Here is a 25902-nt window from a genome sequence, read left to right as displayed (position 1 = left end):
TGATCACCGACGAGACCGCCCGAATGGACATGGACCTCAAAGACCTCACGGAGTTCGTGCAGACGACCGCGCGCAGCGTCGGCGCCGAGATCTCGTCGCCGTGGTTCTACCTCCAGTTCGGTCTCATCCTGACCGCGGCCGGCATCGCCTATGCGGCGGAAGCGGGCATTCGCAACCGCGTGGACATGACGAACCTGGCGATCCGCTGGCCGCTGCCACTTCGCCACTTCGCCCGCGTGATGGTCTCCAGCGCCTCCACGGCGGTGTTCACCCTGCTCGTGATCATCTCCCGCGTGGTGATGTATCATGCGACCTGGCCGAGCCGGAGCTACCTGCTGATGGTCGCCGCGAAGCTGGGGCTGGCCTGGCTCGCGATTCGGCTCGTGACCTCGGTGCTGCGCAACGCCTTCATCGTCAAGCTGGTGTCGATCACGGCGTGGTTCGTCGCGGCCCTCTCCATCATCGGCCAGCTCGATGCGACGGTGGAGATGCTCGACTCCTTCGCGATCGTGCTCGGCGGCCTGCGGCTGACGCCGCTGCTGCTGATCAAGGCGGGCGCGCTCCTGATCATCGCGCTCTGGCTCACCAACGTCGCGAGCAATTTCGCCGAGAGCCGGATCAACTCAACGACCGACCTGACGCCGTCGGTGCAGGTGCTGCTGGTCAAGATCATCCGGATCGGCCTTCTCACCGTCGCCATCGTGATCGCGCTCGGCGCGGTCGGCATCGATCTGTCTGCACTCGCGGTGTTTTCCGGCGCGGTCGGCGTCGGCATCGGTATCGGCCTGCAGAAGATCGTCGCCAACTTCATCTCGGGGATCATCCTGCTCGCCGACAAGTCGGTGAAGCCGGGCGATCTCGTCACCATCGGCGACAATACCGGCCGCATCAGCGCGATGAAGACGCGCTATATTTCCGTTGCCGCCGGCGACGGCCGCGAATTCCTGGTGCCGAACGAGGACTTGGTGACGCAGAAGGTCGTCAACTGGACCTATACGGACAAGAACACGCTGGTGAAGATCACCTTCGGCACCAACTACGACGCCGATCCGAGGCTCGTCTGCAAGCTCGCGATCGAGACCGCCGCCGCCCACCCGCGCGCGCAGAAGGGCAAGCCGCCGAACTGCATCCTGACCGAGTTTGCCGAGGCAGGGATGAAATTCTCGCTGACCCTCTGGCTCGCCGATCCCGACGGCATGGACAACGTCAAGAGCGACGTCATGCTGGCGCTGTGGGAGGCCTTCAAGCGCGAAGGTATCCGGGTTCCCTACCCCGTTCGCGAAATCCGCATCCGCGGCGGCGCTCTGCCGGTGGAAACCACCGTAGAAGTCCCGAATTGAGTCGCCTTTCAGACGCAGGACGGCCAAGCTTGGCTTGCATGAAGGCCGGCGATCATTAGATTAGGGCGTGAAATCAAGCCCTTCCGCCGACATCGCGACCAGCCTCGAGCCCGTAAAGATCGCAACCAGATGAGCTACGTCGAAGCCACCGATACCTCGCTCCGCAAGACCGGACAGATCAAGCTGCATGGCCCGAGCGCCTTTGCCGGCATGCGGAAGGCGGGAGCGCTGGTGGCCAAGTGTCTCGACGAACTCACCGACATCGTCGGCCCGGGCGTGCCGACCTCGCGCATCGACGAGTACGTCCGCGAGTTCGCCTTTGGCCACGGCGCCTATCCGGCGACGCTGATGTATCGTGGCTATCGCTATTCGACCTGCACCTCGCTCAACCACGTGGTCTGCCACGGCATGCCCGGCGATCGGCCGCTGAAGGAAGGCGACATCGTCAACATCGACGTCACCTTCATCGTCGACGGCTGGTATGGCGATTCCAGCCGGATGTATGCGATCGGCCCGATCGCGCGCAAGGCCGAGCGGCTGATCGAGGTGACTTACGAGGCGATGATGCGCGGTATCGCCGCAGTGAAGCCGGGCGCCACCACCGGCGACATCGGCCACGCCATCCAGAGCTTCGTCGAACCGCAGGGCATGAGCGTGGTGCGTGATTTCTGCGGCCATGGTCTCGGGCGCATGTTCCACGATGAGCCCAACATCATCCATATCGGCCGACCCGGCGAGGGCGTCCAGCTCAAGCCCGGCATGTTCTTCACCATCGAGCCGATGATCAATCTCGGCAAGCCGCATGTGAAGATCCTTTCCGACGGCTGGACCGCCGTGACCCGCGACCGCTCGCTGTCGGCGCAGTTCGAGCACTCCGTCGGCGTGACCGCCACGGGCGTCGAGATCTTCACGCTGTCGGAACGGCACGGCGAGAAGCAGATCGGCTGATTTTTTTAGCGCGGCTCGCTCACACCATCGCGACGTCTATCGCCGGCGCCGGAATGACGATGGTGGCCGCTTGTAGGTTGCGGCAAAGGCATCGTTAAACCGACGAACGCTGCCGAATCCGGCCGCGAAGGCGATCTCCGCCAATGTCATATCGGTCTGATCGATCAGGCGCTTGGCTTCCTGCACGCGCCGCGTCGCGGCAATCTCGCTGGGGCTTGCGCCGGCGTGGCGCATGAACAGGCGCAGCAGATGGCGCGGCCCGACTCCAAGGATTTCGGCGAGCTCCGCCATCGACCCCCGATCCAGAAAACCGTCATTGATCAGGCGCATCCCGCGCGCAACGGTAGTGGCTGTCCCCATCCACGCCGGTGACCCCGGCGCTGCTTCCGGCCGGCAGCGCAGGCACGGGCGAAAACCGGCCCGCTCGGCGGCGGCCGCGGTCGCATAGAAGGTGACGTTCTCGGAGCGCGCCGGGCGAACCGGGCAGACCGGCCGGCAATAGATCCGCGTCGAGCGAACGCCGGAGAAGAACAGGCCGTCGAACGCGCGGGCACGCGCCAGCCGCGCCCGATCGCAGGTCTCCCAATCGAGATGCGGCGGCAGCACTTGCCGATGGGCTGGAATTCTCGCCATGACGGAAAGGTAGTCTCAACCCATCCCGCCGAGTAGCCGAAACCGGACTCGATCGGGCGATGAGGTCCGAATTCGGCCAGCCTGCGCCGCCGTTCGGGATCATGGTGGCGACAAGTTCCGGAGCAGATCCCATGAGCACGCAGGCGCCACAGGCAAGGTCAGGGCAAACCACACTCGCGCGCGAGATCGGGCTGTTACTGCTCCTTTCGCTGATCTGGGGCAGCTCATTCACGCTGATCAAGGTGGCGATCCCGACGATTCCGCCGTTCACAATGGTTGCCGTACGCGTGACGATCGCAGCCATTCTCCTGACCCTGATCGCCACCGCGCAAGGACACTTCCTTCCCCGCCAAGGGTCGGTCTGGCTCGCTTTCTTCGTGCAAGGGCTGCTGCAGAGCGCGCTGCCATTCACCCTGATCAGTTGGGGCGAGATGCATATCGCGAGCGGGCTGGCCGGCGTGCTCAATGCAACCCCGCCGATGTTCGTGCTCGCGATCGCGATGATCACCGGACGCGGGCGCCGGACCATAAGCAGCCAAAAGGTCATCGGTGTCGGTCTTGGCCTCGCAGGCGTGGCCGTGACAATGGGCATCGATGCGCTCTCCGGGATCGGCACGGCGGCACCGCTGGCGCAAGCGGCCGTGCTCGGCGCGAGCCTTTGCTACGCGCTCGCGCCGATATGGGGACAGCGGTTCTCGAACCTTCCCGCAATCGTCACGGCCGCCGGTGCCATGAGCTGCGCCGCGATCCTGATGCTGCCCGCGGCCGCCGTCCTCGAGCAGCCATGGAGGCTGGCGCTGACGGCACAGGCGATCACGGCGGTCGTCACCCTTGCGGCCGTCTGCACCGCGCTTGCGATGGTGATCTATTTCCGGCTGATCCACACGCTCGGCCCACTCGGCACGACCAGCGGGAGCTACCTGCGCGCGGGATTCGCGGTGGCACTCGGCATCGCCCTGCTTGGCGAGCGCTTTACCTGGTCTGGTCTGGCCGGAATGCTGCTCATTGTGGCCGGGGTGGTGGCTGTCACGGTGCCTCCACGGAAGCGACACAGCGAGAAACAATCGATCTGATTGCCGCCATTGTCGCAGCTTGATCTTGCCATCCCCCCTGCCGATGACGATCTCTCCTCGGGGCTAACAGGAGAGATGATTGGCCAAGTCAACGCGTCGCGGTTTCCTTGGATTCGTGTCCGCCAGCGTCGCCGGCCTGCTGCAGACCCGTGCCCAAGCAGCTCCAGCCACCGCCGACATCGAGCCGGCCTGCATCCTGACGCCCCAGGCGGAGGAAGGGCCGTTCTATGCCGACCCGAAACTCGTTCGGTCCGACATTACGGAGGGCAGGCCCGGCGTGCCGCTGACACTGAGGCTGCGCGTGATCGAAGCCGGGCCCTGCACGGCAATCAAGGACGCCCGGGTCGACATCTGGCATTGCGATGCAAAAGGCCTCTATTCGGCCTTTCCCGGCCAGGGTGACGGCCACAACGTCGACGCGACCAGCAAGACGTTTTTGCGCGGCACGCAAGTCACCGACGAGGCCGGCTGGGTTGCGTTCAACACCATCTATCCCGGCTGGTATGACGGCCGTGCCACGCACATCCATTTCAAGGTGTTTTTGGACGACCGCACGGTGCTGACCGGGCAGACTTTCCTGCCCGACGCACTGAACGAGTTCATCTACGTCAACGTTCCCGCCTACAAGGACCGCGCCCGGCAGCGCACGATCATCAACGCCAATGACTATGTGATCGGACGCTCCGACCCCGAGCATCGCGCCTTCTGCGCGGTGAAGGAGGAGCGCGACCGCTACGTTGCGACGCTGACGCTCGGCGTCGACCGCCGCGCCGATGCGACCGCCGGGCGCCGCGGACCTCCGCCGGGTCCATCGCCGTCAGGCATGGGCGGATCGATGTTCGGCCGCCCGATCAAGGACCGGCTCGCGGCGCTGGTGCCGGGATTGAAGCCGGGGCGCTAGAGCGGCGCCAGCGCAATTGACGGTTGCAAAAGACGTGACCCGCGGCGATGCTGGCGCGCGATGCCCGCCAAACCCGACTCCGGCAACAGCAAGTCTGAGGACACGCCGCACTATCACGGCCATCGCGAGCGGCTGCGCGAGCGCTTCTATAGCGCCGGTCCGGATGCGCTCAGCGACTACGAGCTGCTGGAGATGGCGTTGTTTCCGGCGCTGCCGCGTCGCGACACCAAGCCGCTCGCGAAGACGCTGATCAAGACCTTTGGCTCGTTTGCCGAGGTCGTTCATGCGCCCGTCGCGCGGCTGCGCGAGGTCGACGGCGTGGGCGAGTCAGTCGTCAACCAGCTCAAATTGATCGCGGCCGCCGCAAGCCGCGTGACCAAGGGCGAGGTCAACAGCCGCAACGCGCTGTCATCCTGGAACGAGGTGATCGACTATTGCCGCTCCAGCATGGCGTTTGCCGACAAGGAGCAATTCCGACTGCTCTTTCTCGACAAGCGCAACCAGCTCATCGCGGACGAGGTGCAGCAGACCGGTACTGTCGATCACACGCCGGTCTATCCGCGCGAGGTGGTCAAGCGCGCGCTTGAACTATCGGCAACTGCCCTGATCCTCGTGCACAACCACCCCTCAGGCGATCCCTCGCCCTCCCAGGCCGACATCCAGATGACCAAGGCCATCATCGATATCGCCAAACCGCTCGGCATCGCCGTGCACGACCACATCATCGTCGGTAGAAGCGGGCATGCGAGCCTGCGCGGGATGCGGTTGATCTAGGTCATCCGCCGCCCGTTTACCAACTATTAACTCTTCGCTTCGGGCCGCAGGGAACGTGTGTCACACTCATTCATCATCGAAGGAGGGGAATCGATGGTGAATCAGATAATCGAGCGCATGTGGAGCACGGGCCTGTCGTTGCTGAGCCCGGGCTATCTGGTCGACTGGCTTCTCGACCAGATCGAGAAATTGAGCCCAATGATGATGCCTGCTCCTATAGACATGCCGTCGTGCCAGCAGAGACGGGTCGAAACGCGCCTCGACTAACTCGGCGCGACGAAGCCTTACGCCGGCGATCACGCGCGTGACGCCGGCGGCAGGTCAAAGCAAAACTTCTCAATAGCAATATCGCGAATCGATCCGCACGTAGTAGCCGTCCGGACGCTGCATGTAGCAGCCGCGCTGATAGGCATAATAGCCGGAGCGGCGCCGCTCGCCTTCGGAGGCGATCGCAGCACCGGTGCCGGCGCCGACAACGGCGCCGATTGCCGCTCCGCGGCCGCCACCAAGCGCACCTCCCAGGATCGCCCCGCCGACGCCGCCGATGATGGCGCCACCGACGGCATCCTGCGCCGCCACCTCATGAACCGGCATCGCCATGGCAACCGTCAGACATGCCGCAATTCCAAGACCTCGAAGCATTTTCGCAATCCTCCCCATCTGATGCCGCAAGTGATAGCGCGGGCTACGAATTCCAGCCACAGCAATCGCGGATTTCTGGGAATTGGTACTGTTCTCGATGTCCGCGGCGAGGCCGCGACGGAACGAAGACACCGTGACTGGACACGCCCATCGGAAGCAAGTCTACATTTCCGGCGGCGCCGACATATTCACTTCGCCCTATGAGCCGTCGAGAACGGCGCAAAGCGATCGGCGAGGTCTCCACCGCCGCGTCTAGAATCAATCAAAACTGGAATCTCTCAAAACCGAATTGACGATGCGGCACGATCAGCAAGCCGTACTGATCGCCCTTTTGCCTATTTTTCCCGACGCTTAGCAGGACAAGGTCGAGCCGTAACTGATCCACGTGCGGTGCGCGCTTAGATCGATTCCGGACTGAGACCTATTGTCACGCCTTCGTATGTCACTGTAGCCGAGGGCCAGAGGCTTTCTCTGAAGGGGACAACAGTGAAGCGTTTAGTGGGACCGATCTGCGCGGCGACTGTGATGCTGTCCGCTTGCCAGGCAAATGCAGGGGAATCGCCGTTCGGCTGGATCTACACCGCCGATCTGCATCCGCAGGGCACGTTTGAATACGAGCACAAGTCGTTCATGCAAGCCGGCCAGTCGCAGGGCCAGTATTTCCTGATGCGGAACAAGGAGGAGATCGAGTACGGCCTCACCAACCAGCTCCAGATTTCCGGCTACTTCAACTGGAGTTACGCTAACGCCTACCGCAACGGATTCGATGGGACAACGGGCGGACCGGGCGCAACACAATTCCTGGACGCATCCTTCGATCAATACTCGCGTTACGAGAAGACGCGTTTCGACTCAGTTTCCTTCGAGGCGATCTATCAGGTTCTGAACCCCGTGACCGATCCCATCGGTCTTGCGCTTTACATCGAGCCGGAGATCGGCCCGAAGGAGAAGGAGCTTGAATGGCGGGTAATCCTGCAGAAGAATTTTCTCGACGATCGCCTGATCCTCGCCCTCAACATCATGGGCCAGCATGAGCGCGAGGTCTATGCCGACGGTTCAATCGAAAGAGCTTCGCCGATCGACGTGACGTTCGGTGCGTCCTACCTCGTGGCGCCGAACTGGATGATCGGCCTCGAGACGCGCATTCACAACGAATTCACTGGCTATTGGTTTAATAACCCCGAACATTCGGCGTTCTTTGCCGGACCAGTCATCCACTATGGCCAGAAGGAATTCTGGTGGACGCTGGCCTGGCGCCATCAGCTTCCGATGGTCATCACCTACAATGAGGATCAGGCGTCGGTCGTGAAGCACGGACGCATCTACGGCGACGAGCATGCGCGCGACGAGGTGATGTTCCGCCTCGGCGTTCCTTTCGCCGTGAAATGAACTCCGGCATTTCGAGGCAGCAAGATGAAGTGGACACCACTCATCGCAGCGCCGGCGGCGATCGTCGTGATCGCGCCGGCAAGCGCCAACGTGTACATGAGCGAACAGCAGGCGATGCAGGCGATCTTTCCCGGCGCCTCGTTCTCGCCCGGCGGCAGGGCGGGCGTTTTTCGTGCCTCCTCGGGCGGGATCGTCGTCATCGACCGCGTGCTGGGCAAGCACGAATACATCAAATACGCCGTCGGCATCACCGCCGCCGGCACGGTCAAGCGCATCGAGATCCTCGAATATAACGAGTCCTATGGCTATGAAGTTCGGGAGGCCTCGTGGCGGTCGCAATTCGTCGGCAAGAGCGCGAGTTCGCCGCTGCAGCTAAACGTCGATATCAAGAACATCAGCGGCGCGACGCTGTCGGCCAAGCATATCACCGATGGCGTGCGGCGCCTGGTCGGGCAGTTCCAGAGTTTGAAGGGGCAGTAGGCCATGAGGCGCGCGCGACCGCTGCTGGGCACGATCGTGGAGATCGAGGTCGACGGCATCGCACAGGCCGCCGCCGAAAAGGCGATTGCCGGCGCCTTCGAGGCGGTATCGCTGGTTCAGCGCTTGATGAGTTTCCACGATGGCAGGAGCGACATCGGGCGCATCAACCGGGAGGCGTTCCGGTTGCCTGTGACGATTCACCCCTGGACGGCACGCGTTCTGCGTCATGCTCAGACGCTTCATGCTGCAAGCAACGGCCTGTTCGACTGTGCAGTCGGCTTCGAGTTGATGCGACGCGACTTGCTGCCATCGGACGACCTCGATCATGTTGCCGCGGGCGACTTCGGCGCAGTGCACCTTTCGGCCGATCGATCCGTGCGCCTGACGACACCTGTCGCAATCGATCTTGGCGGAATCGCCAAGGGCTATGCGGTGGATCGTGCCATCGCCTCGCTTCGGTCGGCAGGCATCCGAAGTGCGACCGTCAATGCCGGCGGCGATCTGCGCGTGATGGGCGAGATCGACCAGCCGATCCACGTGCACGTTCCGAACGTAGGCCTGATCCCGGCGGGACACTTACGCAACGGTGCCGTTGCAACCTCCTCTGCCGCCGCTACTATCGGTCGAGACGGGGCGTCTCGGTCGCCGAGCTCCGGAACGGACGGCCGAGCCTATTCGGTGGTCGCGCCGAGCTGCATCGTCGCCGATGCGCTGACCAAGATCCTGGTTCAGACCGGCGAGCCACAGCACCCCTGCTTCGCGCGCTTCGGCGCGACGGCTTTCATCACCGCCGGCAACCTGCCATCGATCGCGGCCTGAACCCATGCGCCTCGGCCTTGTTCAGAAGAGCGTTGTCTGGACTACCACCAGCGTGGTCGCACTGAGCGGCCTCGCCTGGTTCGTCCTGCACGACCTTGTCGAGGCCGAGCCCGGTGAAAGTGAGCGGCTGCTGCTGACGCTGCACGGTATCTCGGCCTATGCGATGCTGATCGTGATTGGCTCGTTGCTACCGCTACATGTGCGTTCGGGCTGGAAACGGCAGCGCAAGCGGTGGACCGGCGGCACTACGCTCGCCACGCTCGTCTTGCTGGCTGTGACAGGCCTCGTTCTCTACTACGGGAGCGAACAGACCCGCGAGCCGGCCCGCTGGGTCCACATCGCCATCGGGCTCGCCTGTATCGCGCTGTTTCCCGTCCACGCGATGCTCACTGCAGCGGTCAGGCGCAGCGTGGACGCCGCCGCGCCGCGCGAAGATCAGACAACGGAAGGCCGGAGCCGCTTTGCATCCGCGATCATCGGCCGACGCTAGTCGCCGGGACGATTTTTAAACGAATCTCGTTCGAGTCATGGGGACAGCCAACGCTGCACCGCCTCAGTGGTGTCCGCCGGCGTCGTATTGAAGCAGATTGCGGCATTTGGCGCCAGACGATGCACGAGATTGAGGATCTTCTCGAACAACAGGAGGCGCTCCTTCGGTTCTCGCAGGCCCGCGCCGATCACGATGCAATCGAAGCTCTCGTCGCGCAACGCCGCCGTAACGGCGGCTTCCGCCGTGACGTCGAGATCGATCAGGCAGCTCGTGACCTCGAAGCCGAGACCGCGCAGCCGCAGGAGCTGCGCCTCGATGTAGTTACGGACGAGCTCAGGCGTGAGCTGCGGCAGCGCACTATAGTCCACGCTGCCCGGCTCGATGCCGATCGCAAGAACGCGCTTGGTCATGCGGGGCCTCCTGCGGGATCATCGCTGTCGCTAACGGATGACGGGTCCGGCGGGTTCCGGGATTCCGGCGTCGTCGTATCGCCGGCTGCGCGAAAGATTGCGGCCTTTGACCGCGGCAACCTCAGCGATTTCGTACCCGCCGTGTAAGCCAGTTCACACGCGACTGAGCCGGCAGCCTGCAACATTGCGCCCATTACGCCGAGAGCTCTTGCCGCGAGGACGGCACGGAGCTCTCACCAAGTTTGCACAAAGTCCGAACAATTTTAACAGTTTCGCGGGAGCGGGACATGGTGTCATTTCAGAGCCTGAAGAGCGAATATGAGAGGAATTGGGCCAACCTCCAGATCCGGCCCTCACGCCTTGACGATGCGAACGCGGTGGCGCATCGGGCGATCAACGGCAAGAAGACCTATCAGCAGATCGAGCAACGCACCGGTGTGCCCTGGCATTTCGTCGCCCTCTGCCACTATCGCGAGTCCAATTTCGATTTCGACACCTATCTCGGCAACGGCCAGTCGCTCAATCGCGTGACGACCATCGTACCGAAGGGGCGCGGCCCGTTCAGCTCGTTCGTCGACGGCGCCGTGGATGCGCTGAGAATCCAGGACTTCGTCGGCGCGACGGACTGGAGCGCCGCGCGAACCTTATTCCGGCTCGAGGCCTTCAACGGCTTCGGCTATCACGCCAAGGGCGTCAACTCGCCCTATCTCTACGGCGGCTCGACGCTCTACGGTCCACCCGAGGCGAGGGCCGGCAAGTTCGTCCGCGACCACGTGTTCGATCCGAGCCACGTGGACTCGCAGCTCGGAACGGCCGTGATCCTGCATGCGATGATGACGCTCGATTCCTCGATCAACCTCGACGGCAGTCCGCCGGGCGCGGGCAATCCCGAGCCCGACGAGGAGGCCGCGGCGACGATTGTTCTGATGCAGCAGGCGCTCAACCGGCTCGGCGCCAATCCGCCGCTCGCCGAGGACGGCATCAGCGGGCCGAAGACCAAGGCAGCGGTCTCGAGATTTCAGCAGCAGAACGGCATCAACGATTCGGGCCTGCTCGATGCAACCACCATTGCCGCCATCACACGGGCGTCCCAACCGATCACGGTGACGCCGCCCGTCGACCTGTCCCAGATCCTGAAGCGGCTGGAGGACCTCGCGCAGGTCATGCGGCCACCGGCGGCAGGCACGGCACCGGGCGGCACCACAGCGGTGACCAACGATCCGATCAGCGTGTTCGAACGTCTTTTCTCCCTCGTCAACAAGACCGCCCCGATGCCCGGAACAGTCTCGCCGACCAATGCCGCGCCGGTCGACCAGTTGAAGCAGGTCGTGGAGGTGCTCGGCACATTGCTCAACGGCAACGGCAAGCCCGTGCTCGGCCAGGTCAACGGCGCGCTCGGCGAGACGATCGGCAAGCTGCTGGATGGCAGGAAGACCGCGCTTGGCATCGGCGGCACGCTCATCACCGCGCTGTTGTCCGCGGTGACGGCGAGCCCCAATGCGGGAGGTCTTGCGGGCCTGTTCGGAACGATCGTGTCGGCCGTACCGGGTCTCGGCCAGTTCGCCATGCCGATATTCCTGGCGCTCTCGGCCTGGGGCGTGCTGGGCAAGCTGGAGAAATGGGCGCAGGGCACCGCTCCGCCGCCCAAGCCGGTCACCTAAGCTGGTGTCTTGAGCGCGGATCGCGCGCGGCGGCGCGCCTATTGACGCAGCATGATCAGGGGATCGGCAGTGTCGGGAACGCGCCGCCATTGCGCGTTGTCATCGGCCTCGAACTGCCAGGTCTCGCCGGCCTTCGACATCAGGATGATCTGGCCACGCTCGAGCCGCCATTGCGTCGGATTGAACTGCGCAATGACGGCATCGCATTTCGGCTTGAGGAAGACCTGGAAATTGTCCGGACCCGCTTCGGTGTTGGTCAGCGTCAGTCCGCAGACCGGCTGGCCGTTGCCGCGCACCATGGACCAGTCGCCGATCATCTGGTCCATCGACTTGGCCATCGAACGCGCGGCGGCGAGGTCTTGCAGGATGTAGACGCCCTCGCCCTGCCGCAAGCCTTCGAAGATACCGGCCTCGACCTCGGTGAAGTCGATCACGGCTTCGCCGGCCGCATCCTGCAAGCGAACGATGTCGAGTCCCTTGACGCTCCAAGCGACGATGTCCTTGGTGAATGGCAGCGCGGTCTTACAGGCGGGCTCGAGCTCTAACTTGAGGCCATGACCTGCGGCATCACCCCTGAGCGTGACGACGCAGGTCTTGCTGCGCTCGGTGGTCGAGAGCTCCCACTGCCCGACCATCTCTTTCTTCAGGGTCGTCGCATCCTGCGCCGGCGCAGGGCTCGCTGCGGCAACGCATGCCGCGATCGCCAATGCGAAGCCCCGAAGAATCCTCATCAGCGCCCCTTCACCGGAGTTTCCGCCACCGGCGTCAACGGCGCCTTGCCCGCGAACCAGCTCTTGAGATTGTCGACCACGAGCTGGTCCATGGCGTTGCGCGTGACCACCGAGGCCGAGCCGATATGCGGCAGCAGCACGACGTTCTGCATCGCCTTGAGCTCGTCCGGCATGTTGGGCTCGGCGGCGAACACGTCGAGGCCGGCGGCGAGGATGGTGCCGGACTTCAGCGCCTGGATCAGCGCCGGCTCGTCGACCACGGAGCCGCGCGCGACGTTGATCAGCACGCCACGCGGCCCCAGCGCCTTCAGCACCTCGGCATTGATCATCTTGTTGGTGCTGGCGCCGCCGGGCACGATGACCATCAGCGTGTCCACGGCCTTGGCCATCTCGATCAGGTCGGGATAGTGCTTGTAAGAGACGTCCTTGGCGGGGTTGCGCGAATGATAGACCACCGGCACCAGCGAGGCCTCGAGCCGGCGCGCAATGGCCTGGCCGATCCGCCCCATGCCGACGATGCCGACCTTGCGGTCGCGCAGCGAGCCGACGCTCAGCGGATAGTTCTGCGTGAGCCAGAGCCCGGAGCGCACATAGCGGTCGGCCTTGATGAATTCGCGCAAGGTGGCGAGCAGAAGGCCCATCGCGACATCGGCGACTTCTTCCGTCAGCACGTCGGGCGTATTGGTGACGATGACATCGTGCTCGCGCGCGTATTTGGCATCGACGTGATCATAGCCGACGCCGAAGCTCGCCACGATCTCGAGTTTCGGGAAAAGTGACAGCGAGTCCTTGTCGGCGCGCACGGTGTGATAGGTCACCGCGATCCCGCGGATCTTTTCCCGAACCGCCGGCGTCAGCCGCTCCAGGTCGGCGCGCGTCTCGGCCTTGTGCACGACGAAATGATCGGAGAAGCCGTTGTCGAGGATCGGCCGCACCGGCCCATAGATCAGAAGGTCGGTCTTTTCGGACGAAATCGAACCGGTGGTCATCAGCTTTCCTTTCCAAGCGCGCTCTCATGCCAGCGCCGCAAAACGAGGTGCGAAACTAGCGCCAGCACCCCATAGATGACAATCCCGGCAAGCGACAGCAAAAGCAGCGCCGCGAACATGCGGGGTATGTTCAGACGATAGCCGGATTCGGCGATCCGGTAGGCGAGCCCGGAGCCTGCGCCGGCGGTGCCCGCCGCGATCTCGGCCACGACCGCGCCGATCAGCGACAACCCACCGGCGATGCGCAGGCCGCCGAGAATATAGGGCAGCGCCGATGGCAATTTCAGGAAGCGCAGGGTCTGGGATCCAGACGCGTCATAGAGCTGGAACAGGCCGGCGAGATTGCGGTCGACCGAATTCAGCCCGAGCGTGGTGTTGGACAGCACCGGGAAAAAGGCGACGATGAAGGCGCAGACGACGACCGCAGTCTGCTGCTCCAGATAGATCAGGAGCAGCGGCGCAATCGCGATCACCGGCGTGACCTGGAGCACGACGGCGTAGGGGAACAGCGAATACTCGACCCATTTCGACTGGTTGAACAGCAGCGCGAGCGCGATGCCGCCGATGCTCGCGGCCACAAAGCCTTCGAGCGTGGTCAGCAGCGTGGTGGCGAGCGATTGTGACAGCACCGCCCAGTCGTTGATCAGCGTCACGAAGATGGCCGAGGGCGCCGGCAGCACGTAAGGCGGGATCTCCCTGACGCGAACCACGAGCTCCCAGGCGGCAAGACCGGCGGCAAAGACGATCACAGGAAGCACGAAGCGCACCGCACGCTGCGCCCCGGACGGCTTTGCTGAAGCGGAGGATTGCGCGCTCATAGCATCGACTGTCCCGAATAGGACGGCGCGAGCGCGCCGGACACCTTGCGGCAGTAATCAGCGTAGGCGGCCGAGGTGCGGAACTCCTCACCGCGCGGCTCGACCGTCTCGATGCGGATGTCGGCCTGGATCCGGCCGGGGCGCGCCGTCATCACCACCACCCGCTGCGACAGGTACACGGATTCGAACACGGAATGGGTGACGAAGATGATGGTCTTGCGCAGGCCCCGCCACAGCGCGAGCAGGTCGTTGTTGAGGCGAAAGCGCGTGATCTCGTCGAGCGCGGCGAAGGGCTCGTCCATCAAGAGGATGTCGGGATCGGTGACGAGCGCGCGCGCCAGCGACACCCGCATCTTCATGCCGCCGGAGAGCTCGCGCGGAAAGGCGTCGGCAAATTCGGCAAGGCCGACGCTCGCCAGCGCATCATCGACACGTGCGCGGGCCTCGGCCTTCGGCAGGCGCGCGAGCTTCAAGGGCAGTCGCACGTTCTCGCGCACGCTGGTCCAGGGCATCAGGGTCGGCTCCTGGAAAACGAAGCCGATGCCGTGGCCGGGCTGCGCCGCGCCCTCATGGCGCGACACACGCACCGTGCCGGACGAAGGCGCACCTAACCCCGCGATCAGGCGCAGCGCGGTCGACTTGCCGCAGCCGGACGGCCCGAGCAGCGAGACAAACTCGCCCTTGCGCACGGCGAGATCGAGCGGGCCGAGCGCCATGACGCCGTTGTCGTAGGTCTTCGTCACGCCGCGCAGGCTGACGGCCAGCGCCGTCAGGCCGGCCTCGGCCCCGGACGAAGCTCTGACGTCTGACATCGGCCTGGCGTTACGGCTTGTTCGGGCGCAGCTCGACGCCGACGCCCTTGTTGACGAAACGCAGCGTGTAGGATTTGCGATAGTCGATATCGCGCTTCACGACGCCGGCCTTGACCATCTTGTCGAAGAACGAGGTGTAGCGTTCGTCGCTCATCGCGCCGATTCCGTTCTTCAGGGACTCGCCGGAATCGACGATGCCGTATTCCTTCATCTTGGCGACGGAGTAGGCGAGCAGCTCGTCCGTCATCTCCGGATTGAGCTTCTTGATCATGGCATTGCCGGCGGAATTGTCGCCGTAGATGTAATTGTACCAGCCGACGACGGAGGCATCGACGAAGCGCTGCACCAGATCAGGCTTCTTCTCGACCATGTCGCGGCGGGTCTCGATCAGGGTCGAATAGGTGTTGAAGCCGTAATCGGCGAGCAGCAGCACGTTGGGCTTGAAGCCGGCCGCCTTCTCCACCGCGAAGGGCTCGGACGTCACGTAGCCCTGCATCGCGCTCTTGGGGTTCGCGATGAAGGGCTGCGGATTGAAATTGTAGGGTCGGACGTTCTTCTCGCTGAAGCCGTATTCGGATTTCAGCCACTGGAAGTAGCTGGTCATGCCCTCCTTGGAGACGAACAGCGTCAGCGGCTTGAGGTCCTCGATTTTTGCGACCTTGGCATCCGGCTGCGTCAGCATCACCTGCGGATCCTTCTGGAAGATCGCGGCGATCGTGACCACGGGGACATTGTTGGTCACGGCATCGAACGACATCAGCGTGTTCGCGGCCATGAAGAAATCGATCTTGCCGGCGATCAGCAGCATCCGGTTGTTCTCGTTGGGCCCGCCCGGGACGATGGTGACGTCGAGCCCGTAGCGCTTGTAGGTGCCGTCGGCGACCGCCTGGAAGAAGCCGCCATGCTCGGCCTCGGCAACCCAGTTGGTGCCGAAGGAGACCTTGTCCAGGGTCTCGGCGCGCGCCGGGACGACCGACGCGAGCGCGGCGATCAAGCCCGCCGTTAACGTTCGCCGCAGATGAGAGGGGCTCATGATTGCACTCCGTCGATCGCGTCTAGCCCAGATTGCGTCCAGCCCAAGTGACTAGCCCATGTGAGACCAACGCGATAAAACCGCAAGAAGTTCGGGGACGCTGGCTGTCGGACCCGCGTCCCCTTGAGTAGTACAAATTACGTGACAAATTCGCGCAAAGAAACCTCAATGACGCCTCCCCGCGACTGGACCGACATCCGCTGGGCCGACGCTGGCCCGGCGGAGGTTGCGCGCTGGATCGCGGTGCTGCCGCTGGCGGCGACCGAGCAGCACGGCCCGCATTTGCCGTTTGCGACCGACGTGCTGATCGCGGACGCTTATCTGGCGCGCGTGCGCGAGCTGTTGCCCGCGAACCTTCCGGCCACTTTTCTTCCCGTACAACCGGTCGGAATCTCCACCGAACATATCGACTATCCGGGCACGTTGACGCTGGCGACCGACGTCGCGCTCAAGGCCTGGACCGGACTTGGCGAAGATGTCGCGCGGCGCGGCGTGAAGAAGCTCGTCATCATCACCAGCCATGGCGGCAACAGCGCGGCAATGATGCTGGTCGCGCAGGATCTTCGCGCGCATCAGAAGCTGTTCGTGGTGACGACATCGTGGTCGCGGCTATCAGGCGCGGACAAATTGTTCCCGGCGCAGGAAGTGCGTCACGGCATCCATGGCGGCGCGGTCGAGACCTCGATCATGCTGGCGCGCTATCCCGATCAGGTGTGCATGGATGCGATCGCGGATTTTCCCGCGAGCAGCATCGCGATGGAGACGCAGTATCGCTGGCTGTCGACGCAGCGGCCCGCGCCGTTTGCCTGGCAGGCGCAGGATCTCAACGCGAGCGGCGCCGTCGGCAACGCGACACTGGCCTCACGCGAGAAGGGCGAACTGCTGATCGACGAGGGCGCCCGCGCCTTCTGCGAACTCTTGTCCGAGGTCGATAACTTCGACGTGAACAGGCTCGCCAAGGGGCCGCTCGGCTAGCTCTCATCCTTCTGGAATCATTCGCGAAAGTAGTGGGCTCACCGGTCGCGTCCGCCAGCTTCGAACCCGGCGCGGCGAGCCTCCGTCCAATTGGGCACGCGGGCCACGACGGACCGCCTCAACCCGGATGGATTTCAAATGTCGATCAAGACCAGGATTGCCGCTGTCACGCTCGCTGCTCTCACTGTGGCCGGCAGCATCGTGTCCACCACCTCGCAGGCCGAAGCCAAGCCGCTCGGCTGGGGCTGGGGTGTCGGCGCCGGTATCGCCACCGCCGCCATCGTCGGCTCCGCGATCGCCGCCAGCAATGACCCCTATTACTACGGCTATCGCCGCTGCGGCTGGGTCGCCCAGTACAACGCCTACGGCCAGTACGTCGGCCGCGTTCGCACCTGCTACTGATTTGAGGGCTTGAGGCCGATCTCACGTGGATCCTGCGTTCGACGCGGGCGCCTCATCCACCCCGTGTCGTCCTCCCGACCCGCCCGGCTGTCCCCCCGGGCGGGTCTTCCATTTTTCGACCTCGCGAACTTGTTGCAGTCCCGTCACACAGGGATGCGAACCATCGTCTGCGGCATTCCGCGCTAGTTGCTATTAAGAATTATTCGCAATAAGGTCCGCAACAAGCGCAGGGACTTGGGAAGAAATCGCGTCGAGGCGGGATCATCTCGCCGGCTGAGCAACCAAGACCTGATGACAGGACCGCTGCGAATCGGCAGTGATATCGCGTCGGTTGGGGCACATTTGCGTCTGGGGGACGTGCGTTTGACGTTGAGAGGTCACCGACACCGGGTCTTGCGGACGGCCGCGACCATCGCCTCCAGCGTGCTGATCCTGCCTGCCGCTGGTGTTGCGGCTGATCTGCCGCTGAAAGCGCGAGCAGCCAAAACCCTCTACGACTGGACCGGCTTCTATGTCGGCGGCCACTTCGGCTATGGCGATGCGAGCTTCGGACCCGGCACCCACCCGCTGCCGGAGCAGGGTCTGATCCTGCCGCACAGCGCGATGGGACTGAGCGGCGGCTATCAGCTCGGCTATAACCGCCAACTCGCCAACAATATCGTTCTCGGCATCGAGGCGGACGCCACGTTCCCCGGCCCGCTGGATACGCCGGCGCAGGGGCGAGACCCCCAACCCTTTAACACCACCATCGACTATGTCGGCACTGTGCGCGGCCGCATCGGTTACGCGTTCGGCCGCTTGATGCCTTATGTCACCGGGGGCTTCGCCTGGGGACACACCCATGTCGACATCAACGATCCTCCTGTCAGCAACGTCATCGCGCGCCCTGGACACTATCAGGCGGGGTGGACGGCCGGACTTGGTCTCGAATACGCGGTCAGCGGCAACTGGACCGCAAAGGCCGAGTACGAATATGTCGACTTGTCTCGTCGTACTTATGATCTGAGTGGCTTCGGCTTCGGCAACCTCAACGTCGAGCCGCGCATCCACCTGTTCAAGCTCGGCCTGAACTATCAATTCGGCGACACGCCGTGGATGCCATCCGTCGACGGCAAGACGAAGCTGCCGGAATCCAGCGTCTGGAATGTCCACGCGCAGACGACGTTCCTGCCGCAGGGCTATGGTCCGATCCACTCACCCTATGCCAGCCCGCAAAGCCTTCCCGGCAGCGGCCAATTGCAGGCGACGTGGACGACGACGGCCTTCCTGGGCGCGCGGCTGTGGGACGGCGGCGAGTTCTATTTCAACCCAGAGCTGGCGCAGGGTTTTGGCCTCAACGGCACGCTCGGCCTTGCCGGCTTCTCCAACGGCGAAGCGCAGAAGGCTGGCGCGCCATTCCCGAAGATCCGGCCGCAACGCTACTACTTGAAGCAGACCTTCGGCCTCGGCGGCGAACAGGAAGAGGTCGCTGACGCGCCGAACCAGCTTGCGGGCAAGCGCGACATCGACCGCGTCACGCTGATCGTCGGCCGCTTCGCCGTCGGCGATTTCTTCGACGGCAATTCATACGCCAAGGACCCTCGCGCCGACTTCATGAACTGGGCGATGTGGGCGTCGGGAGCCTATGACTTCCCCGCCGATCTTCCCGGTTATACCCGCGGCGCCGTGGTCGAGCTCAACCGCAAGGATTGGGCGATCCGCGCCGGCCTGTTCCAGGTGCCCGCCGCGCCCAACAGCGACGTGCTCACCTTCAAGACGGGAGGCACGGTGGTGGAGTTCGAGGAGCGCCATGCGATCTTCGAACAGCCCGGCAAGCTGCGCGTCGGCGTTTTTGCCAACAGCGGCAACACCGCCAACTATCGCGAAGTTTTGGACCTCGCCGCGGCCAATCCGGCGCTCGACATCAACGATATCGCCACCGCGACCCAGCGCAACCGGCCCAAATACGGCTTCTACGTCAACCTCGAGCAGCAGATCGTCAAGGACGTCGGACTGTTCGCCCGCGCAAGCTGGAACGACGGCCAGAACCAGATCCTGTCCTTCACCGACATCGATCGCAGCCTCTCCGGCGGTGTCTCGATCAAGGGCAGCCGCTGGGGACGGCCGGACGACACGGTCGGCGTCGGCGGTGCCATCAATGGGCTCTCGGCCCCGCATCGCGACTTCCTGGCCGCAGGCGGCACGGGTCTGTTGATCGGCGACGGACAGCTCAACTACCGCCACGAACGCATCCTCGAAGCGTACTACGCCTATTCGGTGATCAAGAACGTCACCCTGACGGCCGACTACCAACTCATCGTCAATCCCGCCTACAACGCCGACCGTGGCCCGGTCTCGATTTTCTCGGGCCGCCTGCACGCGGAGTTCTGAGCGGCCGCTGGCCGCATCGGCGGGAACAGTCCAATAGCCTGGGTGCGGCAATTTGATCGGAACCGGACAAATCCCGCAGTGATTGCCTATATTGGATGTTCGGACTGGCGTGCGCCGGACCGAATTCCAACCCATTGCGTACTATGCTCTCTGTCGAACTCGTCATCGTCGTCGTCCTGATCGTCATCAACGGGCTGCTGTCCATGTCCGAGTTGGCGGTCGTCTCGTCCCGCCCTGCCCGGCTCTCGCTGCTAGCCGCCAAGGGCGTGCGCGGTGCCGAGCGGGCGCTGACGCTGGCCGCCGATCCCGGCAAGTTCCTCTCGACGGTGCAGATCGGCATCACGCTGGTGGGCGTCCTGTCCGGCGCCTTCTCGGGCGCAACACTCGGACAGCGGCTGACGCAATGGCTGGTCGAGCTCGGCCTGTCGCCCGGCATCGCCGACATCGTCGGCGTCGGCATCGTTGTCACCCTCATCACCTATGCGACCCTGATCGTCGGCGAACTTGTGCCGAAACAGGTGGCGCTGCGCGACCCCGAGAGCATCGCGGTCAAGGTCGCACCCGTCATGGACTGGTTGGCGAGGATCTCGCTGCCGCTTGTCGTCCTGCTCGATCTCTCCGGCAAGCTGATCCTCACGCTGCTCGGCCGCGGCGGCAAGGCGGAGGAGAAGGTATCGGAGGACGAGATCCATCACCTCGTCAGCGAAGCCGAGAGCGCGGGCGTGCTGGAGCCGGGCGAGAAGGAGATGATCGCCGGCGTGATGCGGCTCGGCGACCGGCCGGTCGGCGCCGTCATGACGCCGCGCACGGAGGTCGACGAGATCGATCTGAACGACGATCCGGAAGAGATCCAGGCGTTCATCGCGAAAAGCCCGCATTCGCGCTTTCCCGTCTCCGACGGCGACCGCGACAACCCGATCGGCGTGCTCCAGGCCAAGGATTTGCTGGTCGCCTATATGCGCGAGCGCACGCCAGATTTGCGCGCGCTGGTGCGCGAGACGCCGATCATTCCGGCTTCCGCCGACGCGCGCGACGTGCTCGCGATCCTGAAGGCGGCGCCGGTGCATATCGGCCTCGTGCATGACGAGTACGGTGCCTTCGAGGGCGTGGTGACGGCAGCCGATATTCTGGAGTCGATCGTCGGCGCCTTTCATTCGGAGGAGGGCCCGCCGGAGCCGGCTTACGTCCAGCGTCCGGACTCCTCGCTCCTGATCTCCGGCTGGATGCCGGTCGACGAATTCGGGGAGCTCCTCGGCATCGAACTGCCGCCGCACCGCTACAACACGGTGGCAGGCCTCGTGCTGCAACAATTCAACGTGCTGCCGAACGTCGGCGACGCCTTCGACCTCGGCGACTGGCATGTCGAGGTGGTCGATCTCGACGGCCGAAGGATCGACAAGATTCTGGCGAGCCGGAGGGACGCGCGGGCGGCGGCGTGAGTGGCGAGCGGTGAGATCCGTCCGCACTACGAGTAGAGTAAAGCGCTGCCTCACTCTCCATTCGTCGTTCCGGCCTTCGTCGGGACGACGACTGAGTTTGAGGGACGAGCCCTCAAAATCCCAATAACCTCAATCGAACTTCACGCCGATGCGCTTTTCCTTGCGCCAGACGACGTGGCAGGGCACGTGCGTGCCGTCGGCCGGGACGACCAGTGTGAAATGCGCGGGGATGCCGACCGGGCTCGTGACATCGAGCGCGGCGCCGGCCGCCGACAGATTGCGCACCGTGCAGTCGATCGCGCCGCCGCCGAACTCGATCGTTCCGGCCTTCAGCACACGATGCCTGGTTTTGTCGCGGCGTTCGTCCATGGGGCGAATCTACATATAAAGTTGAATTAAACGTTAAGCCTCCGCACCGCTCGCGGCCAGTTTACCCGGTCGAAAGCTCACGTTGTCCTGCGGTGGGCCGGCGCCTCATAGCACCGGTTGGAAGGTCTCCGCCCGTGCCATCCGCCAGGCGTCGCGGAAGCGCGGATCTTCCGTACCTTCGAGCAGTTCGCCCGGGCGCAGCGACGGATAGAGCTGCGCGAAAGACCTCACCTCGGTCGTCGAGCTGCGCTGGGTGAAGTGGATCGGGCGGAGCTGCTGCGGATGCTCGAGACCAGCGGCCGCGATCAGCTCGGCCAGCGAGTGCAGCGTCGCGTGGTGATAATTGTGCACGCGGTCGATCTTGAGCGGCACATAGAGCGCGCGCGCCCGCGTCGGATCCTGCGTCGCCACGCCGGTCGGGCAGCGGTCGGTATGGCAGCTCAGCGATTGGATGCAGCCGAGCGAGAACATGAAGCCGCGCGCCGAATTGCACCAGTCGGCGCCGATCGCCATTGCTCGCGCCATGTCGAAGGCGGTGGCGATCTTGCCGGACGCGCCGATCTTGATGCGGTCGCGCGCATTGATGCCGACCAGCGCGTTGTGGACGAAATTGACGCCCTCCCGCATCGGCATGCCGAGATGATCCATGAATTCCAGGGGCGCTGCACCGGTGCCGCCCTCATTGCCGTCGACGACGATGAAGTCGGGGTAGATGCCGGTCTCCAGCATCGCCTTGCAGATCGCCAGGAACTCCCAGGGGTGACCGATGCACAGCTTGAAGCCGGCCGGCTTGCCGCCGGACAGTCTGCGCATCTCCGCTATGAATTGCATCATGCCAACCGGCGTGGAGAAGGCGCGGTGCGAGGCCGGCGAGATGCAGTCCTCGCCCATCTTGACGCCCCGGATCTTTGAAATCTCCTCCGAGACCTTGGCCGCCGGCAGCACACCGCCATGGCCGGGCTTGGCGCCCTGGCTGATCTTGAGCTCGACCATCTTGATCTGGTCCTCGCTCGACACGCGCGCGAACGCCTCCGGATCGAAGCTGCCGTCGGAATGACGGCAGCCGAAATAGCCCGAGCCGATCTCCCAGATGATGTCGCCGCCCATCTCGCGGTGATAGGGACTGAAGCCGCCCTCCCCGGTGTCATGCGCGAAGCCGCCCTTCTTCGCGCCGGCGTTCAGCGCACGTACGGCGTTCGGGCTGAGCGCGCCGAAGCTCATCGCGGAAATGTTGAAGACCGACGCCGAATAGGGCTTCTTGCAATCGGGACCGCCGATGGTGATGCGGAATTTGTCCTCCGCACGCGCCTTCGGCGAGACCGAGTGATGCATCCACTCATAGCCCTCGCGGTAAACGTCCTCCTGGGTACCGAACGGACGCTTGTCGAGCTCCATCTTGGCGCGCTGATAGACCACCGCACGGGTATCGCGCGAGAACGGCATGCCATCCTTCTCGCTCTCGAAGAAATACTGCCGCATCTCGGGACGTATCTCTTCGAGCAGGAAGCGTATGTGGGCCGAGATGGGATAGTTGCGCAGGACCGCGTGGCTCTTCTGCATGAGATCGCGGACGCCGAGCAGCGTCAGCGCGCCGAACATCAGGATTGGTATCAGCAGGATGTCGAAGATCTTGCGGTCGGCGAGGCCGATGCCGATCAGGAGCGCGGTGACGACCGCGCAGATCGTCAGGACGATGAAGCGCGGCGAGAAGGGAAGCAGCAGAGTTTCCATAATCCCCTCGTCCATCGCGGGCTTGGGCGACCTCTGCATTTTGTCATCGATGGGCACGGCGACACCCTCTTATCCAGAATGGCGGGACACACTACGCCATTGTCCCGTCTACGGATATGACGCGGCCGGTGGCCGGCGCAAATCAATCCATCCGATGGGCAGGGTCTTTTGCGGTGCAACAGACGACAGGTCAGCGACCATGCGGCATCGCCTCCAGACTTTGGAGCGAGCCTATAGCAAGGCCCGCGCGAAGGCCGCCAAAAACAAAGTCGAGGGATGGAGGTGGGTGCGGGAGATTGGCGGAGAGTGAAGCGAGTGCTCGAGATGCGCCGAGAAATCGGTCCCCGGACTCCAGCGTCTTCCCGGCGAAGGCCGGGACCCATAACCCCAGGGAGAAGTTGGGGCGCGAAACTAGTGGTTACTGGTCTTCGCCAAACTGCACCCTGGGGCTATGGGTCCCGGATCTGCGCTTCCGGGACGACGACGTTTGGGTGGCAACGCCTCAAATCGACGACTGCAACGGATCGAAGATCATCGCCAGCGGCGATCAGCGCTCCACGAACGCCTTCTCGATCACGAAATGACCGGGCGCGCTGCCCGAGCCTTCGACGAAGCTGCGGCCTTCGAACATGTTGCGCAGCTCCTCCAGCATCGCGGGGCTGCCGCACATCATGATGCGGTCGGTGGCGATGTCGAGCGGCGACTGGTCGATGTCGTTGAAGAGCTGCTCGGAGTTGATGAGGTCGGTGATGCGGCCGCGATTGCGGAACGGCTCGCGGGTCACGGTCGGGTAGTAAACGAGCTTCTCGGAGAGCAGCGGCCCGAACAGTTCGTCGTCACGCAGGCTGGCGACGAGCTGCTCGCCATAGGACAGCTCGGAGACCTGGCGGCAGCCATGCACCAGCACGATGGTCTCGAACTGGTCGTAAACGTCGGGGTCCTTGATCAGGCTGGCGAACGGCGCAAGCCCGGTGCCGGTCGACAGCAGCAGGAGCCGCTTGCCGGGGATGAGGTTGTCGGTAACGAGCGTGCCGGTCGCCTTGCGGCCGACCAGAATGGTATCGCCTTCCTTGATCTTCTGCAGGCGCGAGGTCAGCGGGCCGTCCTGGACCTTGATCGAGAAGAACTCGAGCTCTTCTTCGTGATTAGCGCTCGCCATGCTGTAGGCGCGCAGCAGCGGGCGGCCATCGACCTCAAGCCCGATCATCGCGAACTGGCCGTTCTGGAAGCGGAAGCCGGAATCGCGGGTGGCACGGAAGCTGAACAGCGTATCGGTCCAGTGGCGGACGGAAAGAACCTTCTCTCGGTAAAACGCGCTCATTTTTTCGATATTCCGAATATTTGCGGCTTTGGACAAAAGCGTTACCCGGCCTCTGACAACGAGACGAACACCACTTGCCATGGCGGAGGATTTCGCGTGTGTGATCTACGCCATTGAGGCCAATAATCAACCTCGTTCCGGCTGCAATTGACGCAGGTCAAATCGGCATTGACCGTTGATTTGACAGGAAAATTAACGATTTCCTCTGGATAGGTGCATTGCGGCAATTTCTTTGCTCAAAGGACCTTCCGGGCAGCAGATAATTTCCATTTCGCTCGCGAGAATTTCATTAAGAATAGCTCTGATTTTCGCTCGCGTTTGGCGCCCTTTCCCGCATTTTTGCGGTGTTCGGCAGGTGGAACGCGACATGACAGGCGGCGAGCGGATCTTCGTCCAGGCGATCAGGCGCTACTGCGCCCTTAACGACATCGCGGTCGATGTCCGCCCCGGTGGATGGCTGATCGCGATGCGCCGAGGCGAGAGGCGCCACTTCGCCTTCGGCTATGATATCGGCCTCAACAGCGCCATCGCGCATCGCCTTGCCAACGACAAATCCGCGACCGCTGAGGTGCTGGCGCTTAGCAGCGTGCCCTGCATTGCCCATCACCTCTTCCTCAATCCCAGCATGGGCGAACATGTCGCCGGGGCCGCCTGGCGCGAGGCGATGCGCGCGCTGCTTGCGCAGACCCCGCAAGGCGTGGTGGTGAAGCCCAATGAGGGCACCTCGGGACGCCTCGTGTTCAAGGCAACGAACCCCGACGAACTCGATCGCGCCGTCAGCGAGATCTTCTCGTCCAGCCTCGGCCTCGTGATCTCCCCCTACGTCGAAATCGAGGAGGAGGTCCGCGTCATCCTGCTCGATGACAGGCCGCTGATCGTCTACCGCAAGGAGCGTCCGTCGGTCGTCGGCGACGGCGTGCACACATTGCGCGAACTGGCGAACGCGGCGGGACACGGCCGGTGTCTCGGCGAACGCGAAGCACAGGCGCTGGATGCGATCGTGCCCCAGGGCGAGCGGCGCGTCCTCACCTGGCGGCACAATCTCGACATCGGCGCGCGGCCGGTGCTGGTCGGCGACGGCGACGTTCGCTCAGCCTGCGTGAAGCTCGCAATCGACGCCGCAAGCGCCATCGGCATCGCCTTCGCATCGATCGACGTCGTCCGCGCCGATGGTGCCTGGCAGGTGCTGGAGATCAACTCCGGCGTGATGATGGAAGCGCTGGCGAAGCTGTATCCGGACCTCGTGCAGGCGACCTACGGTGCGGCGCTGGATCGGGTGTTTGGGGAGAGCGGTGATTGAATTGATGCAGCAAAGCGCGCTGCACCCTCTCCCCTTGTGAGGGGAGAAGGGA

General features: G+C 63.9%; 27 protein-coding genes. 16 read left to right on the top strand and 11 right to left on the bottom strand.

The features are described from left to right. Window positions 1–23: 23 nt before the first annotated feature. Window positions 24–1340, top strand: coding sequence for a mechanosensitive ion channel domain-containing protein (locus MTX21_RS28250; protein WP_280967923.1), 1317 nt, complete (start codon window positions 24–26; stop codon window positions 1338–1340). Between the two features lie 129 nt (window positions 1341–1469). Then, entirely contained in the window at window positions 1470–2288 is an 819-nt protein-coding gene (gene map / locus MTX21_RS28245; RefSeq protein ID WP_280967922.1) for a type I methionyl aminopeptidase, read from the top strand. Between the two features lie 36 nt (window positions 2289–2324). Here the strand turns inward: map and MTX21_RS28240 are convergent, their stop codons facing one another. Then, window positions 2325–2921: an Ada metal-binding domain-containing protein gene (locus MTX21_RS28240; protein WP_280967921.1), complete on the bottom strand. Its 597-nt coding sequence runs from the start codon at window positions 2919–2921 to the stop codon at window positions 2325–2327. A gap of 131 nt (window positions 2922–3052) precedes the next feature. On the opposite strand from MTX21_RS28240, the gene MTX21_RS28235 reads away from it, so the two are divergent. From MTX21_RS28235 to MTX21_RS28220, 4 genes are all read left to right on the top strand, one after another. Next, window positions 3053–3994, top strand: a complete 942-nt coding sequence (locus tag MTX21_RS28235; RefSeq protein ID WP_280967920.1) for an EamA family transporter — start codon at window positions 3053–3055, stop codon at window positions 3992–3994. A 79-nt stretch (window positions 3995–4073) separates the two neighbouring features. Continuing rightward, window positions 4074–4895 carry an intradiol ring-cleavage dioxygenase gene (locus MTX21_RS28230; protein WP_280967919.1) on the top strand — a complete coding sequence of 274 codons (822 nt, stop codon included), beginning with the start codon at window positions 4074–4076 and terminating at the stop codon, window positions 4893–4895. A 60-nt stretch (window positions 4896–4955) separates the two neighbouring features. Continuing rightward, the gene (gene radC, locus MTX21_RS28225) at window positions 4956–5669 is read left to right on the top strand and encodes a DNA repair protein RadC (protein WP_280967918.1); all 714 of its coding nucleotides are present in this window, start codon (window positions 4956–4958) and stop codon (window positions 5667–5669) included. 93 nt (window positions 5670–5762) lie between these two features. Then, complete coding sequence (locus MTX21_RS28220) at window positions 5763–5936, top strand: hypothetical protein (protein WP_280967917.1); 174 nt, start codon at window positions 5763–5765, stop codon at window positions 5934–5936. Between the two features lie 69 nt (window positions 5937–6005). Here MTX21_RS28220 and MTX21_RS28215 read toward each other — a convergent pair whose 3' ends face one another. Continuing rightward, window positions 6006–6311: a YMGG-like glycine zipper-containing protein gene (locus tag MTX21_RS28215; protein WP_280967916.1), complete on the bottom strand. Its 306-nt coding sequence runs from the start codon at window positions 6309–6311 to the stop codon at window positions 6006–6008. Between the two features lie 486 nt (window positions 6312–6797). Here MTX21_RS28215 and MTX21_RS28210 point away from each other — a divergent pair, with 486 nt between their 5' ends. From MTX21_RS28210 to MTX21_RS28195, 4 genes are read left to right on the top strand one after another with little or no spacing between them, the layout of a single operon-like run. After that, the gene (locus MTX21_RS28210) at window positions 6798–7700 is read left to right on the top strand and encodes a DUF6662 family protein (protein ID WP_280967915.1); all 903 of its coding nucleotides are present in this window, start codon (window positions 6798–6800) and stop codon (window positions 7698–7700) included. A 24-nt stretch (window positions 7701–7724) separates the two neighbouring features. Next, window positions 7725–8180, top strand: coding sequence for an FMN-binding protein (locus MTX21_RS28205; RefSeq protein ID WP_280967914.1), 456 nt, complete (start codon window positions 7725–7727; stop codon window positions 8178–8180). A gap of 3 nt (window positions 8181–8183) precedes the next feature. Next, window positions 8184–8999, top strand: coding sequence for an FAD:protein FMN transferase (locus tag MTX21_RS28200; protein ID WP_280967913.1), 816 nt, complete (start codon window positions 8184–8186; stop codon window positions 8997–8999). Between the two features lie 4 nt (window positions 9000–9003). Next, complete coding sequence (locus tag MTX21_RS28195) at window positions 9004–9489, top strand: hypothetical protein (protein WP_280967912.1); 486 nt, start codon at window positions 9004–9006, stop codon at window positions 9487–9489. A gap of 35 nt (window positions 9490–9524) precedes the next feature. Here the strand turns inward: MTX21_RS28195 and MTX21_RS28190 are convergent, their stop codons facing one another. Continuing rightward, window positions 9525–9899, bottom strand: coding sequence for a hypothetical protein (locus MTX21_RS28190; protein ID WP_280967911.1), 375 nt, complete (start codon window positions 9897–9899; stop codon window positions 9525–9527). Between the two features lie 287 nt (window positions 9900–10186). On the opposite strand from MTX21_RS28190, the gene MTX21_RS28185 reads away from it, so the two are divergent. Then, window positions 10187–11560 (top strand): peptidoglycan-binding protein, encoded by a 1374-nt coding sequence (locus MTX21_RS28185; protein WP_280967910.1) that lies wholly within the window; start codon window positions 10187–10189, stop codon window positions 11558–11560. Window positions 11561–11598: 38 nt separating this feature from the next. Here MTX21_RS28185 and MTX21_RS28180 read toward each other — a convergent pair whose 3' ends face one another. Genes MTX21_RS28180 through MTX21_RS28160 form a run of 5 tightly spaced genes read right to left on the bottom strand, consistent with a single transcriptional unit; the run spans window position 11599 to window position 15943 of the window. Beyond that, entirely contained in the window at window positions 11599–12291 is a 693-nt protein-coding gene (locus tag MTX21_RS28180; RefSeq protein ID WP_280967909.1) for an AprI/Inh family metalloprotease inhibitor, read from the bottom strand. Continuing rightward, the gene (locus MTX21_RS28175) at window positions 12291–13280 is read right to left on the bottom strand and encodes a 2-hydroxyacid dehydrogenase (RefSeq protein ID WP_280967908.1); all 990 of its coding nucleotides are present in this window, start codon (window positions 13278–13280) and stop codon (window positions 12291–12293) included. The genes MTX21_RS28180 and MTX21_RS28175 overlap by 1 nt, the downstream gene beginning before the upstream one ends. Then, window positions 13280–14098 carry an ABC transporter permease gene (locus MTX21_RS28170; RefSeq protein ID WP_280967907.1) on the bottom strand — a complete coding sequence of 273 codons (819 nt, stop codon included), beginning with the start codon at window positions 14096–14098 and terminating at the stop codon, window positions 13280–13282. The genes MTX21_RS28175 and MTX21_RS28170 overlap by 1 nt, the downstream gene beginning before the upstream one ends. Next, entirely contained in the window at window positions 14095–14910 is an 816-nt protein-coding gene (locus MTX21_RS28165) for an ABC transporter ATP-binding protein (RefSeq protein WP_280967906.1), read from the bottom strand. The genes MTX21_RS28170 and MTX21_RS28165 overlap by 4 nt, the downstream gene beginning before the upstream one ends. Window positions 14911–14920: 10 nt before the next feature. Next, complete coding sequence (locus MTX21_RS28160; protein WP_280967904.1) at window positions 14921–15943, bottom strand: ABC transporter substrate-binding protein; 1023 nt, start codon at window positions 15941–15943, stop codon at window positions 14921–14923. Window positions 15944–16111: 168 nt separating this feature from the next. On the opposite strand from MTX21_RS28160, the gene MTX21_RS28155 reads away from it, so the two are divergent. From MTX21_RS28155 to MTX21_RS28140, 4 genes are all read left to right on the top strand, one after another. Continuing rightward, on the top strand, window positions 16112–16918 hold the full coding sequence (locus tag MTX21_RS28155) for a creatininase family protein (protein WP_280967903.1): 807 nt from the start codon (window positions 16112–16114) through the stop codon (window positions 16916–16918). Window positions 16919–17056: 138 nt separating this feature from the next. Continuing rightward, window positions 17057–17320 (top strand): hypothetical protein, encoded by a 264-nt coding sequence (locus MTX21_RS28150; protein WP_280967902.1) that lies wholly within the window; start codon window positions 17057–17059, stop codon window positions 17318–17320. A gap of 393 nt (window positions 17321–17713) precedes the next feature. After that, the gene (locus tag MTX21_RS28145) at window positions 17714–19690 is read left to right on the top strand and encodes a carbohydrate porin (protein WP_280967901.1); all 1977 of its coding nucleotides are present in this window, start codon (window positions 17714–17716) and stop codon (window positions 19688–19690) included. A gap of 143 nt (window positions 19691–19833) precedes the next feature. Continuing rightward, a complete protein-coding gene (locus tag MTX21_RS28140; protein WP_280967900.1) occupies window positions 19834–21129 on the top strand; it encodes a hemolysin family protein in 1296 nt (431 codons plus the stop codon). A gap of 129 nt (window positions 21130–21258) precedes the next feature. Here MTX21_RS28140 and MTX21_RS28135 read toward each other — a convergent pair whose 3' ends face one another. From MTX21_RS28135 to MTX21_RS28125, 3 genes are all read right to left on the bottom strand, one after another. Continuing rightward, a complete protein-coding gene (locus MTX21_RS28135; protein WP_280967899.1) occupies window positions 21259–21498 on the bottom strand; it encodes a PilZ domain-containing protein in 240 nt (79 codons plus the stop codon). Window positions 21499–21603: 105 nt separating this feature from the next. Then, window positions 21604–23229, bottom strand: a complete 1626-nt coding sequence (locus MTX21_RS28130; protein WP_280967898.1) for an FMN-binding glutamate synthase family protein — start codon at window positions 23227–23229, stop codon at window positions 21604–21606. Between the two features lie 547 nt (window positions 23230–23776). Next, window positions 23777–24550 carry a ferredoxin--NADP reductase gene (locus MTX21_RS28125; RefSeq protein WP_280967897.1) on the bottom strand — a complete coding sequence of 258 codons (774 nt, stop codon included), beginning with the start codon at window positions 24548–24550 and terminating at the stop codon, window positions 23777–23779. A gap of 367 nt (window positions 24551–24917) precedes the next feature. Here MTX21_RS28125 and MTX21_RS28120 point away from each other — a divergent pair, with 367 nt between their 5' ends. Then, window positions 24918–25850, top strand: a complete 933-nt coding sequence (locus tag MTX21_RS28120) for a RimK-like protein (RefSeq protein ID WP_280967896.1) — start codon at window positions 24918–24920, stop codon at window positions 25848–25850. The last annotated feature ends 52 nt before the right edge of the window (window positions 25851–25902 follow it).

Source organism: Bradyrhizobium sp. ISRA430, from assembly GCF_029909975.1.
In the GTDB taxonomy this organism is placed as follows: Bacteria; Pseudomonadota; Alphaproteobacteria; order Rhizobiales; family Xanthobacteraceae; genus Bradyrhizobium.
The sequence above is the reverse complement of the archived record's forward strand: the minus strand, read 5'-3'. Positions and strand labels throughout refer to the sequence as shown.

Coding starts and splice junctions, on each gene's coding strand:
- MTX21_RS28205 (WP_280967914.1), top strand. CDS start 7,725: ATGAAGTGGACACCACTCATCGCAGCGCCGGCGGCGATCGTCGTGATC.
- MTX21_RS28220 (WP_280967917.1), top strand. CDS start 5,763: ATGGTGAATCAGATAATCGAGCGCATGTGGAGCACGGGCCTGTCGTTG.
- MTX21_RS28135 (WP_280967899.1), bottom strand. CDS start 21,498: ATGGACGAACGCCGCGACAAAACCAGGCATCGTGTGCTGAAGGCCGGA.
- MTX21_RS28155 (WP_280967903.1), top strand. CDS start 16,112: ATGACGCCTCCCCGCGACTGGACCGACATCCGCTGGGCCGACGCTGGC.
- MTX21_RS28185 (WP_280967910.1), top strand. CDS start 10,187: ATGGTGTCATTTCAGAGCCTGAAGAGCGAATATGAGAGGAATTGGGCC.
- MTX21_RS28190 (WP_280967911.1), bottom strand. CDS start 9,899: ATGACCAAGCGCGTTCTTGCGATCGGCATCGAGCCGGGCAGCGTGGAC.
- MTX21_RS28200 (WP_280967913.1), top strand. CDS start 8,184: ATGAGGCGCGCGCGACCGCTGCTGGGCACGATCGTGGAGATCGAGGTC.
- MTX21_RS28165 (WP_280967906.1), bottom strand. CDS start 14,910: ATGTCAGACGTCAGAGCTTCGTCCGGGGCCGAGGCCGGCCTGACGGCG.
- MTX21_RS28130 (WP_280967898.1), bottom strand. CDS start 23,229: ATGGAAACTCTGCTGCTTCCCTTCTCGCCGCGCTTCATCGTCCTGACG.
- map (WP_280967922.1), top strand. CDS start 1,470: ATGAGCTACGTCGAAGCCACCGATACCTCGCTCCGCAAGACCGGACAG.
- MTX21_RS28215 (WP_280967916.1), bottom strand. CDS start 6,311: ATGCTTCGAGGTCTTGGAATTGCGGCATGTCTGACGGTTGCCATGGCG.
- MTX21_RS28125 (WP_280967897.1), bottom strand. CDS start 24,550: ATGAGCGCGTTTTACCGAGAGAAGGTTCTTTCCGTCCGCCACTGGACC.
- MTX21_RS28195 (WP_280967912.1), top strand. CDS start 9,004: ATGCGCCTCGGCCTTGTTCAGAAGAGCGTTGTCTGGACTACCACCAGC.
- MTX21_RS28240 (WP_280967921.1), bottom strand. CDS start 2,921: ATGGCGAGAATTCCAGCCCATCGGCAAGTGCTGCCGCCGCATCTCGAT.
- MTX21_RS28170 (WP_280967907.1), bottom strand. CDS start 14,098: ATGAGCGCGCAATCCTCCGCTTCAGCAAAGCCGTCCGGGGCGCAGCGT.
- MTX21_RS28180 (WP_280967909.1), bottom strand. CDS start 12,291: ATGAGGATTCTTCGGGGCTTCGCATTGGCGATCGCGGCATGCGTTGCC.
- radC (WP_280967918.1), top strand. CDS start 4,956: ATGCCCGCCAAACCCGACTCCGGCAACAGCAAGTCTGAGGACACGCCG.
- MTX21_RS28250 (WP_280967923.1), top strand. CDS start 24: ATGGACATGGACCTCAAAGACCTCACGGAGTTCGTGCAGACGACCGCG.
- MTX21_RS28120 (WP_280967896.1), top strand. CDS start 24,918: ATGACAGGCGGCGAGCGGATCTTCGTCCAGGCGATCAGGCGCTACTGC.
- MTX21_RS28140 (WP_280967900.1), top strand. CDS start 19,834: ATGCTCTCTGTCGAACTCGTCATCGTCGTCGTCCTGATCGTCATCAAC.
- MTX21_RS28160 (WP_280967904.1), bottom strand. CDS start 15,943: ATGAGCCCCTCTCATCTGCGGCGAACGTTAACGGCGGGCTTGATCGCC.
- MTX21_RS28235 (WP_280967920.1), top strand. CDS start 3,053: ATGAGCACGCAGGCGCCACAGGCAAGGTCAGGGCAAACCACACTCGCG.
- MTX21_RS28175 (WP_280967908.1), bottom strand. CDS start 13,280: ATGACCACCGGTTCGATTTCGTCCGAAAAGACCGACCTTCTGATCTAT.
- MTX21_RS28150 (WP_280967902.1), top strand. CDS start 17,057: ATGTCGATCAAGACCAGGATTGCCGCTGTCACGCTCGCTGCTCTCACT.